Raw genomic sequence first — 17106 nt, forward strand, 5'->3', positions numbered from 1 at the left:
ACCGACATATTCTGTCGCAGACGGAGCGGCCATAGGCGTCTCTTCGGGGCTTGCTTGACGAAAGCAAGAACAGGAGGCACTGATGGCCGAGACCAAATCACGCAAGCGCCGCGGAGGAGGGCGCGCAGGGGCGGCTGCGCGCAGGGGCAGTGCAGCGATTGACCAGATGCCCTGGGATCCGCCGGTCAATATCGATCGACCCACAGAACCTTTGGATCAGGCCGGCATCGAAGCGATCCATGAAGGGGCGATGCGCATCCTCGAAGAGATCGGGATCGAGTTTTACAACGAAGAGGCAATAGGCCTCCTGCGCGAAGCCGGTTGCACCATCGACGGCGACAATGTCCGCATGGGGCGGGACTTTGTCATGGAGATGATCGCCAAGGCTCCCAGCCGGTTTTCGATCACCCCACGCAATCCGGATCGCAAGATCGAAATCGGCGGGAAGAACATCCTGTTCGGCAACGTCTCTTCCCCGCCGAATTACTGGGACATGGAGATCGGGAAAAAAGTACCGGGCAATCGCGAGATGTGCCGGAACCTTCTGAAGCTGACGCAATACTTCAACTGCATCCATTTCGCCGGCGGATACCCGGTCGAGCCGGTCGATATCCACGCCAGCGTGCGCCATCTGGACGTGCTGTACGACAAGCTGACCCTGACCGACAAGGCGATGCACGCCTATTCGCTGGGCAAGGAACGCGTCGAAGATGTCATGGAAATGGTGCGCATCGCAGGCGGTTTGAGCCACGAGGAGTTCGAAGCCGCTCCGCGGATGTACACCAATATCAACTCGACCTCGCCGCTGAAACACGATCACCCGATGATCGACGGGTGTCTGCGCCTGGCGCGGCGCGGTCAGGCGATTGTTGTCACGCCCTTTACGCTGGCGGGTGCGATGGCCCCCGTAACCATGGCGGGTGCGGTGGCGCAATCCTTGGCCGAGGCGCTGTGTGCCATTGCGCTGTTCCAATACTTGCGCCCCGGTATTCCCTGTGTGATCGGTACATTCACGTCGAATGTGGATATGAAATCCGGCGCGCCGGCCTTTGGAACACCGGAATACATGCGTTCGACCCAGATGACCGGCCAGATGGCGCGGTTCTATGGTTTGCCCATGCGGTCTTCGGGTGTTTGTGCGGCAAATGTGCCGGACGGGCAGTCGGTGTGGGAGACTTCGAACTCGCTTTGGGCCGCCGTGCAATCGGGCACCAATATGGTCTACCACGCAGCCGGTTGGCTTGAGGGCGGCCTGATCGCCAGCCCGGAAAAGTTCATCATGGACTGCGAAATCCTACAGCAAATTCAACGCTATATGAACCCAGAGTTGACCGCCACAGGGCCGGACGAGATTGCACTGGATGCGATCCGGGCAGTCGGCAATGACGGTCATTTCTTTGGTATTCAGCATACGCAGGATCGCTATACCACGGCCTTCTATCAACCCTTCCTGAGTGATTGGAAAAACTATGAAGGATGGGAGGCCGCCGGCGGTATCTGGACGGCAGAACGCGCGCATCACATGTTCAAGGAGATCATCTCGAGCTTTGAAGCCCCCCCGATCGATGAAGGCATTCGCGAGGAACTGGCCACCTTTGTCGAACGCCGCAAAGCGGAAGGCGGCGCGCCCACGGATTTCTGACCGGACAGGTGGTATCGCGCTGATACTCGGTTGAATTCGCTACAACTCAGGGTGGATTTTGGCTATTTGTTAAGGTTTTTCCGGCCACAGTGCACAGGACACCAAACTGGGGCATCTGATGCATGGTCTGATCAATCGGGCGATACAGTCCTTTGTCTGTGCGACCTACGGGCGATCCTGCTGGTTGCGCGTGACCGACGCCGCGCGGCTGGGGTTTGTCGAGTTTGAAGCCATGCTCGTCTATGACGATGACATGACGTCCAAGGTAATGGAGGCGCTGAGCGCCGACCTCGATCGGCCGCAAGCCGAAGTCTTTGAGGACCTGGGAACGTATCTCGTGTCTCATCCGAATATGGAAGGGCTGCGCCGCCTTCTCAGGTTCGGCGGCGTCAGCTACGTGGAATTTCTTCACTCGCTCGACGATCTGGCGGACCGCGTGCGGCTGGCCGTGTCTGATTTGACCCTGCCGGCCTTGGAACTGAGAGAGCTGTCAGCCACGGAATTTCAGCTGAGTTGCTCTCCGGGCCTGCCAGGGTATTCCAATGTCATGGTCGGGGTCCTGCGCGCAATGGCGGATGACTATGGTGCGCTGGTGATGCTGTCACACGAGGGGCAGCAGCAAGGCAGTGATGTAATTTCCATCATGTTGGTTGAAAGCGCCTTTGCTGAGGGGCGGCATTTTGATCTGGGGGCTCGGAACGGATGACAGATACCCAAGAACTGGCAGGACTGCTGGAAACGCTTTGCCCGATGTTCCTGTTGGTGGACCAAAACGGGCATATTCAGCAAGCAGGTCCGACCCTGCAAAAGTTGCGACCTGAACTGCCGCTGGTGGGGCAGGGATTTCTGGATGTGTTTGAACTGATCCGCCCCAGAACGATCACCACCATTCCCGCCCTGATGTCAATGGCGGGGGCGAAGCTGCATCTGAGGTTTCATGATGAACCGCGCACAACCCTCAAAGGCTTGGTCGCTCCTTTGCCGCATTCCGGTGGCGCGGTCATCAATCTGTCATTTGGCATCTCGATTTTGGATGCGGTACGGGACTATGCGCTGACAAGTGCTGATTTCTCGGGCACGGATCTGGCGATTGAGCTGCTGTATCTGGTCGAAGCCAAATCCGCCGCGATGGAGGCATCCCGCTCTCTCAACCTTCGGCTACAGGGTGCGATGCTTGCAGCCGAAGAGCAGGCCTTTACCGACACATTGACCGGACTGAAGAACCGCAGGGCGATGGATCACTTGCTCGAGCATTTGATTTCGGGAAATTCAACTTTCGCGCTCATGCATCTGGATCTGGACTTTTTCAAAGCCGTGAATGACAAGCTGGGTCATGCGGCGGGTGATTTCGTCTTGCAGCAGGCCGCCCGCATCATGCAGCAAGAAACACGAAGCAACGACACCGTGGCCCGGGTCGGCGGGGATGAATTCGTCATTATTTTCAAAGATCTGACTCGGGAAGATACTCTGGCCTGCATTGCCGGTCGTCTGATATCAAGGTTGAATGAGCCGATGACCTTTCAGAATCAGAGTTGTTCGATCTCGGCCAGTATTGGCACCGCCTTGTCCACGCAGTTCCACTGCCCCAACGCCGCCGACATTCTTCACGCAGCAGACTTGGCCCTTTATCAGGCCAAGCGCGACGGCCGGTCTTGCCATCGCATGTATTCAGCGTTGAGCAAGGCGCAAACCTGAATTCGTTCAGAAAACACGATGGGCACGTATCGGGGCTTCAGGCTGAATCGAATGCCGCATTTATCTTTTTGGCAATCTGTTGCCGGATCGGAGGCAACTCTCCCACCACCGGCAGGACCACGCCTGAAAACCCCGCGCGATCCAGCTCTTGCGGGACGTCTTCCTGCACATGCCCTCCGGCACAGGCAAAGAACGGAAGGCACAGCGCCTGACCTTCGGTACCGTTTGCAACGTCAGATATGGAAGGTGGCTCTTCGACGAAACCGACGCGAACGGACTTGAACGCAATCAGTTCCGCAAGCTGTTTCGCAAACTGCAACGCCACGGTCGACGGGTTCCGGCTGCGCCCGGAACCATGCGCGGCAATGACCAGATCGGTGGACAGAGCGGCCCAGTGTTTGTCGGACAATTCCGATCGCAGGGCTTCTGCGGTCAGGTCCGGCAGGTCCGGGTCAATTCCAAGCGGGTCCAAGATCTGCGCCGGATGATCCCCAAGCCGTTTGGGTAGCGCGCTGGTGACAAACCACCCTTTTGCCATGAAAAGTGGATAGATGACCGCGTTTGCGGGCGCGCGGTCCAGCTTCGCCTCCAACGCACCCGGCGCTGCCAGGGTGGCCGAATCCACCGCTACATGCCCGGTAAGCGCGTTGACCTTGGCGGCGAATGCCGCAAGTGCAGCTTCGGCCGGTTCCGGGTCTGACGGTTGGCCATGAGCGACAATTATGGCATGTGACATTCGGATCTCCTGCTGCGTTGCGCGATAGGTGTTTCACATCAAACTGAAGTCAACACCTCAGTTAGCCCAGAAGTGTCAGCCATAGCCACACGGTCAGAATGGACGAGGCTGTTCCGATAAGGACCGCCGACGCTGCGACCCGTTTTGCGCGACCATACATGTTGGCGAAGATATAGGCGTTGAAACCCGGAGCCATGGCCGCATTCAAAACCCCCGACCGAAACAGATCCTGCGGCAGGCCCGTGGATTTGCCGAACACCCACACCAGGCTGGGATGCAGCATCAAAGAGATACAGCAGACATAAGCAATGGTGCGCAGGTCGCCCTCGGGCTTGTATTTGACCAGCACACCGCCCAAGGCAAACAACGCTCCGGGCAGGGCAGCACGGGTGATCAACCCCAGCGCTTCGTCGACCACGGCGGGGATCGCCTGGCCGGACAGGTTGACCAGAAACCCAAGGGCGATACCAAGGATCAACGCGTTCTTGAACATTGCGGACAAAACAGACCGTGCCATGCGCACGCCACCGTGACCGCGATTTCGCACGACCTCCATCACCGTGATCCCGACGCCGTAACAAAACGGAGAATGGAAGGCGATGATCGCGTAGTTGCCGGTCAGGTTCTCGGGCCCATATGCGCGTTCGGTTATCGGCAAACCCAACAGGACAGAGTTTGAGAACAGGCAACAAAACCCGATGGCAACGCAATCTTCCCAATCGCGCCCGAAAATGATGCGTGCGCCGAACAGGCCTGCTGTGAAACACAGGGCGGCAGCGGAATAGAAACTGGCCAAAAGCCGGGGGTCGAAACTGGCGCTGAGGTCCAGATGCGCGATGGCCAGGAACAAAAGGCAGGGAATCGCAAAGCCTTGGGTGAACTTCATCAGCCCATCGACATGCGTTTCTTTGAAGTATCCCGTGCGGGTTGCCGTATACCCGGCCCCGATCACAAGGAAAACCGGAAGAATGACGTCGATCAGGCTTTGCAGCATGTGGCCCCCGTGCGACGGGCCTGCTGCGATATCATGCGGGCGACGGGCAGCGGCCTACTGCGACTGATGGATCACCATCCCGTCGAAGGCGGGGGTGATGTGGTCGGGGGTTTCCGCATCGACGGTCGCATAGTCGAGATCGATATGCATGTTGGTCAGAACCGCGCGCTTCGGTTGGAGTTCTTCGATCCACCCAAGCGTCTTTTCCAGATGCGCATGTGTTGGATGAGGTGAACGGCGCAGGGCATCGATGACAAGGCAGTCCAGCCCTTTCATTTCGGGCCAGGCATCGTCGTAGATCTCGGCGACATCCGGAAGATAGGCAAGTTGCCCAATGCGGAATCCAAGGGAATCGATCGAACCGTGATTCACTTTGAAAGGACGAAACGGAATCGGGCCGCCGGGGCCGTCGATTTCAAATGGACCGTCGATGGACTTGAGCTCGAGTATCGGAGGATAAGGAGAGCCTTCCGGCTGAATGAACGCGTATCCAAACCGCCCCAACAAGGCGTTCTGGGTGTCGCCATCCGCCCAAACGGGAACGCGGGTTTTCATGTTGAACACGATCATGCGCAAATCATCGATTCCATGCACATGGTCTGCGTGCGAGTGCGTATAGACGACCCCGTCCAACCGCCCTGTACCTGTATCCAGCAACTGGCTGCGCATATCCGGCGTGGTGTCGATCAGAACCGAGGTTGTCCCATCTGGCCCGTCGCGTTCGACCAGCATCGAACAGCGGCGCCGGATGTTCTTGGGGTTCGCAGGGTCACAATCGCCCCACTGACCGCCCAGCCGCGGCACGCCGCCAGAGGACCCGCAGCCCAGAATTGTAAATCGGAAGCCGGTCATGCGGCGGCCTTGTACGATGCCGCTTTGGTAAACAGCCGGTCGAAGTTCGCCTGTGTCTGGTCAGCAAAGGCGGCATAGTCCATGCCAAAGATTTCGGCCCCCTTTTGGGCCGTGTGCACAGTATAGGACGGCTCGTTTCGTTTACCGCGATAGGGCGGCGGGGCCAGATAGGGTGCGTCAGTTTCCACCAGAATGCGGTCCACCGGAGCGTTTGCGAAGATATCGCGCAACTCCTGACTTTTGGGAAAGGCTGCGATGCCGGACATGGACAGATAAAACCCCAGCTCCAGCGCGGCCTTGGCCAATTGAGCAGACGATGAGAAGCAGTGCATCACGCAGGAATAGGGTGCGTTGCGATATTCTTCGGCCAGAATGCGGGCCATATCTTCATCAGCTGCGCGGGCGTGAATGATCAGGGGCAACCCGGTGCGCTGGGCCGCTTCGATATGGATGCGCAGTGACTGTTTCTGCACTTCGGCACTGTCGGCGGTATAGTGGTAGTCCAAGCCGGTTTCACCGATACCGACGAATTTAGGATGCCGTGTCAGGGCGACCAGATCATCGACCGAGGCCAATGGCTCGTCCGCGGCGCTCATCGGGTGTGTGCCGGCGGCATAGAAGACCGGCGCGTGGGCTTCGGCAATCGCACGGACGGCCGGTTCGTTGCGCAGTTTGGTGCAGATCGTCACCATCCGGGTCACTCCAGCCTGGGCAGCACGCGCGATGATGTCGTCCAACTGGCCTTCGAAATCCGGGAAGTCCAGATGGCAATGGCTGTCGGTAATCTGGGGGGTGTCGCTCATCTGTTCTGACCGGCAGTTTCCTGTATCTTGAACACCGTATCTAGGACCAGAGCGGCAGGGTCAAGGTTGACTGCCTGACCATGTCGCGCTCGGGCTGTGATCGTTGCGGCGACCTCGGCCCAGCGACGGGCTTGATTTGGCGATGCTGACAGACGCGCCAGTGTTTCACCCTCGTTGGGGGCGGCTTCAGGAAGCGGGGGCGTGCCCGTTGCCCCGGTCAGGGCCAGCCGTGACAGAGCGATGTCGATCAGGGTAAGCAAAAGTTCGAACCGGTCCGCCGCGCCGCGCTGTGCTGCCGCTTCGGCCAGGGCCAGCGCGCGCTGGCGGTCCATGCGGGGCAGGGTGCCCAGAATGGCGATCAGTTCGGCATAGATGTCCAGACCACCCAGATTGATCAAACGCACGGCGTCTCCGACTGAACCTGCGGCAAGCGCGGCAAGGTGTTCTGTCTGCGCGGGAATTTCGGTTTCCGTTTGTGACAGGGCGGCTTGCATGTCTTGCGCGTTCAGCGGACCGAGGCGCAGCGTGCGACAGCGTGAACGGATGGTTGGCAACAGGCGTGAGGGTTGATGCGATACCAGCAAAAGGGTGGTGCGGGCAGGCGGCTCTTCCAGCATTTTCAGCAATGCGTTGGCGGCGCTGACGTTCATTTCGTCTGCTGAATCCACGATCACGACGCGGCGGCCGCCGTCCGCAGAGGACAGGCCAAAAAATTTCCCGAGCTTGCGGATGTCATCCACGACGATCTCACTGCGCAGCCGTCCCTGATCGTTCAGCGACCGGGTTATCGCCGCCAAACCCGGTTCTGCCCCGGCCTGAATGCGATGGGCCACCGGGTGATCAGGATCGATATCGAGCGTCTCGGGCGGAGGCGGCGCGCCGAACAACCCGCCATCCTCGGCCGGCGGAGTGGTCAGCAGAAATCTTGCAATTCGCCAGGCAAGGGTCGCCTTGCCGACACCGCGTGGCCCTGTCAGCAGCCAACCGTGATGCAAACGGTCCGAGGTGTAGGCGGTCAGAAATGCCTGTTCAGCCGCGTCCTGACCAAAAAGCCGAACGGTTTCGCGCGGATGTGGTGCGCCCGGCACCTGATCCGGAGAAGGGATATCGTCGTTCATCGTCTACCGCAGTGCTGCCTGGACGATTTCTGTCACATCCTGCGCAACGCTGTCCATGTCCCTGTTGCCATCCACGATGTGAAACCTGTCGGGGAACTCATCGGCCAGCGCCAGAAAGCCGGCGCGCATCTTCTTCTGCAATTCCGGGCCAAAATCCTCGAACCGTTCTTCGGTGCCTTGTCGCCCCTTGGCGCGTGCCAGGCCCGTTTCAGGGTCCATATCGATCAGCAGCGTCATGTCCGGTTCGCGCCCGATCATCAGGCTGTGCAACTGATCCACCAGATTTCGCAGGTCACCCCGGGACAAGCCCTGATACATACGTGTGCTGTCAGCAAAGCGGTCGCAGATCACCACCTTCCCTGCCGCCAGCGCGGGCTCGATTGTACGCTCCAGATGGTCGCGGCGGGCTGCTGTGAACAGCAGGATCTCGGTCTCGGCCGACCAGCGATCCGGGTCGCCCTCCAAAACCAGGCTGCGAATTTCCTCGGCCCCCGCAGAACCGCCGGGTTCGCGCGTCAGTACCACCTCGTGACCCTGCGCGCGCAGATGTTCCACCAGCATCCGCGCCTGTGTTGACTTTCCTGAACCGTCAATACCTTCGAAGGTCAGAAATAACCCCGCTTTCGTCACATCGACTCCAGCGGGTTGTTGATCACGTCCTTCAATACGATACCGCCGACGGTCAGCATACGCACCACAAACCCGCCAATCGCAACATCTTCGGCTGCCACAAGCGGGCGCCGGATTTCCGGCAACCCTTCGGGCTTGATCACCAGTTCGGCCAGTTGCTGACCTTTTTTGACGGGCGCGTTGATCGGGCCCTCATAGACCACTTCGGCCTCGACATTCTGAGTGCCCAGAACCGGGAACAGCACATTCAGATCACCTTCGGGAACAAGCCCCACGGTCTTTTTCTCGCCCATCCACAGTTTGCCTTCGGCTATCGGCGTTTCCGCGGTGGCAACTGTCCTCTCGACAAAATTTCGAAACGACCAGTTAACCACGGCCTCAGCCTCCTCTGCCCGTTGGCCGGTGCTGTCGAGACCCGTCAGCACAAAGATCACACGCCTGTCGCCTTGTTTGGCGGACCCGACAAGGCCATAGCCCGCTTCTTGTGTATGGCCGGTTTTCAGGCCATCTGCGCCGATATCCAGCCGCAGCAGCGGGTTGCGGTTGCGGGCGTTTGACGGCGCGCGGCCATCGAATTCGAAAACTTCTTCGGCGAAAAGGGGATAGTATTCCGGAAAGTCGGTAATCAGCCGGTCTGCAAGAACGGCCAGATCATGAGCCGACATCATATGCCCGGCGGCGGGCCAGCCGTTCGAATTTGCGAAGTTCGAATTGTTCATACCCATCTGCTTGGCCCGCTGGGTCATGTATCGCGCAAATCCCGCTTCGGTTCCATCCGGGCTGAGCGCCTCGGCAATGACGACGCAGGCGTCATTGCCCGACAAAACGATAATGCCGCGCAGCAGATCTTCGACACGAACGCGATCCTGCGTATTCAGGAACATCGTCGAGCCGCCATAGCTCATCGCGTGTTCTGAAACAGGCAGGGTTTCGTCCAGCGTCAAGCGTCCGTCCCGCAATGCTTCGAACGCAACATAAAGCGTCATGAGCTTGGACATCGACGCAGGCGGCAACGGTTGGTCGGCTTCTTTCGACAGCAGCACGGTACCGGTGGTTTGGTCGATCACGTAAGCCGCGCGGGCGGATGTATCAAAAGCCTGGGCTGGTATCGCCAGAACGGCAAGCCCAAGAGCCAGAACAGATGTTCGTATTGAGGACAGCATGTTACGCCTCCCTGAATTAGTCGGTTACCGTGAACGCATCTTTGAAGCCAAGGTCTTTCACGTCCTTTTGAAAGGCTTTGCGCTCGGCCCGGGTTGTGGCGGGGCCGACCAGCACGCGCCAGACTGTACTATTCGCTGTTTTCAGTTCCCGAACAACTGTGGGCAATCCGTTGCGACGCACCTTTTGGGCTGCTGACTTGGCGTTTGCCTCAACGCTGAAGGTTCCAATCTGAACATACGGTTTGCTCAAAGATGTCGCCGACGTTGTGGCTGCTGCAACAGGAGTGGCGTCTGACGCATCAATAGCTGCTGCGGCCCCCTCTACCGGGTCCAGCGGTGTTTCGGTGATCGCGGCGGGGTCTTTCTTTTGCCACCATTTCCGCTTGGCAGGTTGCTCGGCAGGGGGCGTGACCGGTGCATCCGACAAAGAGGGCGACGCCACGGCCGCAGCGGCTTCGGCGGCTACGTCTGCGCTTTCGGTTGCTGTGTCTGCCGCGGCCACGGCCGTTCCCGCAGCCGCAGCGGCGGGGGCTTTCTTCTGCCACCATTTCCGCTTGGCAGGTTTTTCCGCAGGTGCTTCGACCTGATCGTCGGTTGATGTGGCAGTCTCGGCATCTTCGCTGGCGGGCTCGATGTCTTCAGCCGTTTCATCGGATGAACTGGCCGCACCGGCTGCAACCGCAGTCGTACCAGCCGCGGCGGCGGCTGGTTCCTTTTTCTGCCACCACTTCCGTTTGACCGGTTTTTCCGGCTCTGCGGACGCTTGCGTGTCGGAAGCTCCATCAGCAACCGCGGCCGTGGTTTCGGCGGCTGATTCTTCTGCTTCTGGCGCATCCTCCGACGACGGTTCTTCCAGCTTCTCCCGGCGCAGTGCGACGACACTGACTTTTGTCGGCGCACCCGCGAGCATTCCCAGCTCTTTCGCGGCAGCGGACGAGACCTGAAGCGCAGGCCCGGGCAAGTTGCGCTCGCGCCGGAACAGGGCGCCGGTCACCGATTTGTTGTTGGACGTGTTTTTGATCACGACACGCTCAGGTTGGGACGCATCCGGGTGCGCAACCCATATCCCGCCAAGAGAAGGCCGGCCATCCCAAAGCCCTGCTTCGGTTGTCTGAAAAACCTCAGGGGCCTCGACATCACGCTGAGAGCCGGAAGTCACCTCGGGCAGGAGTTCTGTTTTTCCCGAATTGTCTTCCGGTTTTTCAGTCGATTCAGAAGTTGACAAAACTTCTTCGCATCCGGCCAGTATCGTCAAAGTCAACGCCAGATACGCCAGCCGTTTAGGCCCCGGGCGTGTCTCGATCGCTCGCTTCATCTGCTTTTCCCTTGCCTGAAGGGGTTTCGTTTTCCGAACCCCACTGCCGATCTGCTGGTTCTGTTTGCCAGCCTGTTGCGGTCTTTCGTACGGATCATAACGTGGCTGAAGTGTCATGGAAAGACCGCTGCACAGGCTTCGGCAAGATTTCCCGATTTCGACTTGCCTCTGCGCGAACTTCGCCTTAGACCCTGCTTTCGACGGGGAGGTGGCAGAGTGGTCGAATGCGGCGGTCTTGAAAACCGTTGGGCGTGAGAGCGTCCCCAGGGTTCGAATCCCTGTCTCCCCGCCACTCATACCCGTCTCATTTCAGTTGTGTTTTCTGATCCGGAATTGAGCCGAAATTCCAGCGATTTGACGCATGCGCTATCCATCAGAGGCGAAGCAGACCGTACCCTCGGTGCACGAGACAGGCCCCGGGCTCAGCGTCGCGTTTTGGGAGGGTCGCTTTGGGTGGGACTTGTTGACAGCCTGATCATTCCGTCCGGTGCAAGCCATGGATGTGTTTGCCTGACTGCCGGAGAGTTGATCGATTGTTTCACGCCCGGGCGGGACAACTTTCTGTAGGGCGTTTGCCACACGCTCCTGCACCTTTAGCGGGGAACGTCCTGACGGCTTGAGGCAGGGTATTCTGTTTTCGTTGCAACGGGCAGGGCGGGGGCCATATCATTGCGCCAGAAGTTGGATCGACCAATGGTGACGCCGCAGCTCAGGTCAGGAATTGCGTATCTCGCGGGCCGATCCGATGCCAAGGATCAAGTCGGCACATCGTTCACCCAGCATCATGGCAGGCGCGTTTGTGTTGCCGGCGTTGATGTCCGGCACGGCGGACATGTCGCACACCCGCAAGCTCTCGATCCCGCGCACGCGCATTCTGGCGTCCAACACGGCCATTCCGTCGCCGTCCCGGCCCATTTTCGCGGTGCCCGCCGGGTGATAGTTGGTTTTCACGAACCGCTTGCAATGTGCTCGCAGCGTCTGATCGTCATCCGCTGTTGGAATGACGATTTCGCGGATCCTTCGCGCAAGCGGGCCGGACGTGAATGCCCGGCGAAAAAACCGCTGCCCCCGGATCATCTCCTGCATGTCGTCTTCATGCTTCAGAAGGTTGGGCGAGACCACCGGCATGGCGTGAGGATCGGCCGAGCGAAGCCGAACCTCTCCGCGTGATTTCGGTTTGACCACCACGGTCGTAACGGTCAGGCCAAAGTCATCCTGCACCTCGTCCAGCGCGTCGCGATCCAGATAGACGATGGGCACGCAAAAGGCCTGAATGGTCGGTTCTCCGTCGGGATTTGACGGATTGACAAAGGCGCCGGCTTCGACCCCCGCGGAAGTCACCGGGCCGCTGCCGAACAGTTTGAACTGGATGCCGTTGCGCAGCATCCGCCAGCCTTCACCTTGTTTGAAATATCCGTAAGGACCATTGGCAAAGGCGGTGATGGGAACTTCGGGGTGGTCGATCAGGTTCTGTCCGACCCCGGGCAATGGGCAGATGACGGGAATACCGTGTTCTGCAAGTTGTGCATCCGGTCCGATACCTGACAGCATTAGGATTTTCGGCGTGACCAGAGCGCCCGCAGCAAGGACAACCTCACCATCGCACCGGACGGTGTTTGCTCCGCGTTTGTCCCGGTACTGCACCCCGACGGCCCTGTCGTTCTCAATGATGACTTTGCTGACCGTTGCGCCAAGCCGGATGGTCAAGTTCGGGTTCATCTCTAGAGGGGCGAGGAAAGCATAGGCCGACGAGCTGCGCTTTCCAGCGCGATTGGTGAACTGATAGAACCCGACACCACGCTGCGTTGCGCCGTTGAAGTCCGTGTTGAATGGTTCGCCAAGGGCCTGAACCGACTGGACGAACCAACGGGACATGTCATCGATATGCCCCGGATCCGAAACCTGCACCGGACCGTCGCTGCCATGCAGGTCATTGTGAAGCCTGTTATTGTCTTCCATCCTGCGGAAATAGGGCAGTACATCGTCCCATCCCCAGCCGACCCCGTCATTGGTCTGTCGTAGCAGGTCGTCCCACGCGTCATAATCAGAAGGGCGACCACGCATATAGACCTGCGCATTAACGGAAGACCCGCCGCCCAACACATTGGCCTGCGGAATGTCATGCACACGACCGTCCAGATGGTCTTGCGGTTCAGTTTTGTGATAGGTCATGAACTTTGACCCGTTGATCATCTTGAAGATGCCCGGCGGCATGTCCAGCAACGGATGGCGGTGCGCATGACCGGCCTCTAACACCAAAACCCTGCACTTGCCTTGGTTTACCAGTCGCGCTGCAGCTGCGGCGCCGGCAGAGCCGCCGCCGATGACGATGTGATCGAAGGTTTCCGTCATGATTTCGTCTTCAGGTCCGGCGTTTGGGTTCGCTGATCGAGTCGCGCTCGACCAATTCGCATTCAAGCTTCACGAGAGGGTGCCGCTGACCATCCAACGGTCCGTGGAACAGTTGTTCGACGACCCAGCGTCCCATCGCCCGAGTAGGAAGGATCATCGAGGTCAGGGGCGGCGACAGGTGTCGCGCGGTTTCGTCATCGTCAAATCCGATGACCGAGATGTCCTCGGGGATGGACAGGCCAAGTTCCTTGAGCGCTTCATAGCAGCCGATCGCCATGCGGTCATTTTGGCAGAAAATGGCGGTTGGCGGAGAGTGCAGGTCCATCAATTCACGCGTGGCAGCATAGCCTGCGCTGGGCAGCCAGTTGCCCTCGATGACCAAGTCCTCGTCAAATGGAATGTCGGCAGAAGCCAAAGCGTTTCTATATCCGGTCGTTCGTCCTGCGGCGCATTCCATGAACGGCTCGCCGGTGATGGTGGCGATTCGCTTGTGCCCAGCCTTGATCAGGGCGTTGGTCGCCGTATGTCCAGCAGCGACTTCGCCGGGGATCACCGCAGGAAAAGAGAGGTCGTCACAAAAACAGTTCAGCAGCAGAACCGGGGTAGCGGTCTGCCTGAGGATTTCCGGAACAACCACCCGCCGGGTGAAAACGGTTGCGTAAATGATGCCCGCAACCTGTTGGTCGAGGAAATAACTAAGCGTTCTGGGCTCGACCTCGGGGTCGTTTTGGGTTTCTGCCAGCAATACAAGATTTCCGGTGTCCCGAACGGCCTGTTTCACGCCGTTGAACGCGTTTACCATTTCGGGGCTCGACGCCAGATCATCCACGACAAAAGCGATGGTTCCGTCCAACGCCGCTGGCCGGCGCGCGCTGTCCTGGGGTTTCCTGAGTTGAGAGGGCATGGCGTATCCAAGCGTGTTGGCGGCGTCCAGGACTCGTTGCTTGGTGTCCTCGGAGATTTTGACGGAATCGTTTTTGTTGAGGACCAGCGATACTGTCGTCTGCGAGCATCCGGCGACGCGTGCAATGTCGTGCATCGTTACGCGCTGCCGGCCCGCGACTCGTCCCACACCCCTGTGCTGCCCGGCTTTGTTCGCTTGATTGTTCATCGCTCAACCTTTTTGTTCGCATCCTTTTTATCGACTATGCAGAAGGTGCGCAACTAATATTAGTAACTAATAATTAATATTAGTGTTGACGAAATAATATTATTAGTGTTTTGATCGACGGTGCGGTCGCCACTGTGGCTTGGCCGAGCAAGCGCGGGAGGCGAAATTGCGATCTGTAGTGGGGGAGTTGGGTCAAGTCATTCGCCATTCGATGTTTGTCGATGGTCGCTTTGCCGACTTTGACACGGGCACGGTTGATGTCGAGAACCCTGCAAATGAAGAGATCGTTGCGCAAGTTCCAGATGGCACTGCCGCTCATGCGGATGCAGCGGTCGAGGCGGCCCGCCGCGCATTTGGCGCGTGGTCTTCGCGCCCGGCGATCGAGCGGGCGCGATTGGTTCTGAAGCTCGCCGAGGCTATCCGGGCCGACGCCAGTCGTCTGGCAGCTCTGATCACGGCCGAGCAGGGCAAGCCGATCTCGCAAGCCCGAGGTGAAGTAGATGCCGCCGTCACTTTTCTTTGCCATGCAGCTGAAGAGGCCCGGAGGATTTCGGGTGACATAGTGGCATCGGACAACAAGTCCGAGGAAATTCAGATCCGGCGTCATCCTTATGGCGTTGTCGTTGCGTTGACGGCCTGGAACTACCCATTGGCATTGGCCGCCAGGAAGGTCGGACCCGCGCTGGTCGCGGGCAACACCGTTGTTCTGTTGGGGCACGAAATCACGCCGTTGTCCGGTCTTGCGGTCGCCGAGCTTGCCGACAAGGTCGGGTTTCCGCCCGGTGTTCTGAATGTTCTGACGGGGAAGGGGCCGGTGGTGGGGCAGCGGCTGGTCGCACACCCCGATACGTCACTGATCACGATGACCGGCAGCACACGCGCCGGGAAAGAGATATTTCGCGCCGCGGCCGACCGGATCAAGGTTGTCCGGCTCGAGCTTGGCGGTAAGGCTCCGTTCATAGTGATGGAGGATGCGGATATTGATGCCGCAGTCTCGGCCGCCATTGGCGCCCGGTTTGCCAATTGCGGCCAGATTTGTACCTGCAACGAGCGGATGTATCTGCATCACGACATTGCGGATCAGTTCCTTGAAAAATTCGTGTCCGCAGCCCGCGCTTTGTCGATCGGGGATCCCATGGAAGACTGCGATCTGGGTCCCAAAGTCAGTAAAGTCGAGGTGACCAAGGTCGCTAATATCATCCAACGCAGCATCGCCGAAGGTGCCACGGTCCATCTCGAAGGTGGGCCCTTGACGGACGGTGCGCATCGCAAGGGGCACTGGATGTCCCCGACGGTTCTCGAGGTCTCCGACAACGGCAATGCCGCGATGCAAGAGGAGGTCTTTGGTCCCGTCGCGACAGCCATGCGAGTCGAGGATTTTGATCAGGCGATAAGTTTTGCGAATGACACTTCATTCGGGCTGTCTGCCTATCTCTTTACGGCATCGCACCGCCGATTGATGGAGGCCCCGAGCCGATTGAAGTTCGGCGAATTGTACCTGAACCGCTCGAATGGCGAAGCCGTGCAGGGATTTCACACCGGTTGGGGGCTGTCCGGTGTTGGGGGTGAAGACGGCGCTTATGGCTTCGATGGCTATCTGAGGAAACAGACGACTTACATGAATTGGGCATGACCTGAAAACTTGCGGTCAAAACGGAGGCGACCGCACCAATGGAGGAGGAATCACCATGAAACGCAGAACTCTTTTGATCTCGACTGTTGTCGCGGGTGCGCTCTTGGGCACTACGGCGATGGCACAGGATCTACCACCGCTTGAGCAGAAGGATCGCTACAAGGTCGGCTTTGCGCAGATGGAGTCGAACAATCCGTGGCGCATTGCTGAGACGAAATCGTTCCATGACACGGCCGAGGCCTGTGGCTGGGATCTGATCGCGACGGATGCGGCTGGATCTGCTGCCAAGCAGGTTGCGGATGTGGACAGCATGATCGCGCAAGGTATCGACGTTCTGTTCCTGCCCCCGCGGGAAGAAAAGCCGCTGATCCCGGCCGTTATGAAGGCTCGTGCCGCCGGCATTCCGACCTTTCTGGTGGATCGCTCGGTTGATCCGGCCGTTGCCAAGCCGGGCGAGCATTTCGTGGCATTCCTTGGGTCCGACTTCATTGATCAGGGCAACCGGGCCGCGCAATGGCTGATGGAGAATTTCGACGGCGACAAAGGCATCATTGTACAGTTGGAAGGCACGACAGGGTCTTCACCTGCAAATGACCGCAAAAAAGGTTTCGACGACGCGATTGCAGCGGATGACCGTTTTGAGATCGTGGCCTCTCAGACCGGTGATTTTGCACGCGACCTGGGTCGACAAGTGATGGAAACCCTGCTTCAGGCGCATCCAGACGTGAACGTGGTTTACGCCCATAATGACGAGATGGCGATCGGCGCGATTCAGGCTTTGGAACTCGCTGGCCGCAAGCCCGGCGAGGACGTGACCATCGTTTCGATCGACGGGACACGCGACGCGCTTCAGGCCATTATCGATGGCAAGATGGGGGTAACGGTGGAAAGCTCGCCCTTCTTTGGCCCATTGGCCTGTGAAGTCATGAAGAAATACGCGGCTGGCGAGACGATCCCGGAATGGGTGAAGGTCGAAGATCGCATCTTTACCAAGGACAATGCGGCCGATCACATCGACGAAGCCTATTGATTCTCCCTGGTGGGTGGTGCTGGCCTGTGGTC

Annotated in this window: 15 protein-coding genes and 1 tRNA gene; 6 read left to right on the forward strand and 10 right to left on the reverse strand. The window is 58.9% G+C overall.

The annotated features are described in order from the left end of the window. Positions 1-82: 82 nt before the first annotated feature. From ACR0C6_RS01860 to ACR0C6_RS01870, 3 genes are all read left to right on the forward strand, one after another. On the forward strand, positions 83-1642 hold the full coding sequence (locus tag ACR0C6_RS01860) for a trimethylamine methyltransferase family protein (RefSeq protein WP_480618057.1): 1560 nt from the start codon (positions 83-85) through the stop codon (positions 1640-1642). A 118-nt stretch (positions 1643-1760) separates the two neighbouring features. After that, entirely contained in the window at positions 1761-2348 is a 588-nt protein-coding gene (locus ACR0C6_RS01865; protein ID WP_171227970.1) for a heme NO-binding domain-containing protein, read from the forward strand. Then, positions 2345-3337 carry a diguanylate cyclase domain-containing protein gene (locus ACR0C6_RS01870; RefSeq protein WP_480618058.1) on the forward strand — a complete coding sequence of 331 codons (993 nt, stop codon included), beginning with the start codon at positions 2345-2347 and terminating at the stop codon, positions 3335-3337. The genes ACR0C6_RS01865 and ACR0C6_RS01870 overlap by 4 nt, the downstream gene beginning before the upstream one ends. A 37-nt stretch (positions 3338-3374) precedes the next feature. On the opposite strand, the gene ACR0C6_RS01875 is transcribed toward ACR0C6_RS01870, so the two are convergent. The 8 genes from ACR0C6_RS01875 to ACR0C6_RS01910 form a co-directional block, all read right to left on the reverse strand. Then, positions 3375-4073: a CbiX/SirB N-terminal domain-containing protein gene (locus ACR0C6_RS01875; protein WP_480618059.1), complete on the reverse strand. Its 699-nt coding sequence runs from the start codon at positions 4071-4073 to the stop codon at positions 3375-3377. Between the two features lie 61 nt (positions 4074-4134). Then, the gene (locus tag ACR0C6_RS01880; RefSeq protein ID WP_480618060.1) at positions 4135-5067 is read right to left on the reverse strand and encodes an AEC family transporter; all 933 of its coding nucleotides are present in this window, start codon (positions 5065-5067) and stop codon (positions 4135-4137) included. 54 nt (positions 5068-5121) lie between these two features. After that, complete coding sequence (locus ACR0C6_RS01885; protein ID WP_171115079.1) at positions 5122-5919, reverse strand: MBL fold metallo-hydrolase; 798 nt, start codon at positions 5917-5919, stop codon at positions 5122-5124. After that, entirely contained in the window at positions 5916-6722 is an 807-nt protein-coding gene (locus ACR0C6_RS01890) for a TatD family hydrolase (RefSeq protein ID WP_480618061.1), read from the reverse strand. Before ACR0C6_RS01890 ends, ACR0C6_RS01885 begins: the two co-directional genes overlap by 4 nt. Then, a complete protein-coding gene (locus tag ACR0C6_RS01895; RefSeq protein ID WP_480618062.1) occupies positions 6719-7840 on the reverse strand; it encodes a DNA polymerase III subunit delta' in 1122 nt (373 codons plus the stop codon). Before ACR0C6_RS01895 ends, ACR0C6_RS01890 begins: the two co-directional genes overlap by 4 nt. 3 nt (positions 7841-7843) lie before the next feature. After that, on the reverse strand, positions 7844-8470 hold the full coding sequence (gene tmk / locus ACR0C6_RS01900) for a dTMP kinase (protein ID WP_480618063.1): 627 nt from the start codon (positions 8468-8470) through the stop codon (positions 7844-7846). Further along, a complete protein-coding gene (locus ACR0C6_RS01905) occupies positions 8467-9633 on the reverse strand; it encodes a D-alanyl-D-alanine carboxypeptidase family protein (RefSeq protein ID WP_480618065.1) in 1167 nt (388 codons plus the stop codon). The genes tmk and ACR0C6_RS01905 overlap by 4 nt, the downstream gene beginning before the upstream one ends. A gap of 16 nt (positions 9634-9649) precedes the next feature. Beyond that, positions 9650-10948 carry an SPOR domain-containing protein gene (locus ACR0C6_RS01910; protein ID WP_480618066.1) on the reverse strand — a complete coding sequence of 433 codons (1299 nt, stop codon included), beginning with the start codon at positions 10946-10948 and terminating at the stop codon, positions 9650-9652. 202 nt (positions 10949-11150) lie between these two features. On the opposite strand from ACR0C6_RS01910, the gene ACR0C6_RS01915 reads away from it, so the two are divergent. Then, a tRNA-Ser gene (locus ACR0C6_RS01915) sits at positions 11151-11240 on the forward strand. Positions 11241-11662: 422 nt separating this feature from the next. Here the strand turns inward: ACR0C6_RS01915 and ACR0C6_RS01920 are convergent. Both ACR0C6_RS01920 and ACR0C6_RS01925 read right to left on the reverse strand, forming a co-directional pair. Next, positions 11663-13300 carry a GMC family oxidoreductase gene (locus ACR0C6_RS01920; protein WP_480618067.1) on the reverse strand — a complete coding sequence of 546 codons (1638 nt, stop codon included), beginning with the start codon at positions 13298-13300 and terminating at the stop codon, positions 11663-11665. A gap of 10 nt (positions 13301-13310) precedes the next feature. Beyond that, positions 13311-14339 carry a LacI family DNA-binding transcriptional regulator gene (locus tag ACR0C6_RS01925; RefSeq protein WP_171228342.1) on the reverse strand — a complete coding sequence of 343 codons (1029 nt, stop codon included), beginning with the start codon at positions 14337-14339 and terminating at the stop codon, positions 13311-13313. Between the two features lie 238 nt (positions 14340-14577). Between ACR0C6_RS01925 and ACR0C6_RS01930 the strand changes: the two genes are divergently transcribed. After that, positions 14578-16044, forward strand: a complete 1467-nt coding sequence (locus tag ACR0C6_RS01930; RefSeq protein ID WP_480618068.1) for an aldehyde dehydrogenase family protein — start codon at positions 14578-14580, stop codon at positions 16042-16044. A gap of 55 nt (positions 16045-16099) precedes the next feature. Then, entirely contained in the window at positions 16100-17074 is a 975-nt protein-coding gene (locus ACR0C6_RS01935; protein WP_171167374.1) for an ABC transporter substrate-binding protein, read from the forward strand. The last annotated feature ends 32 nt before the right edge of the window (positions 17075-17106 follow it).

It is taken from the genome of Ruegeria sp. AL12 (assembly GCF_056540885.1).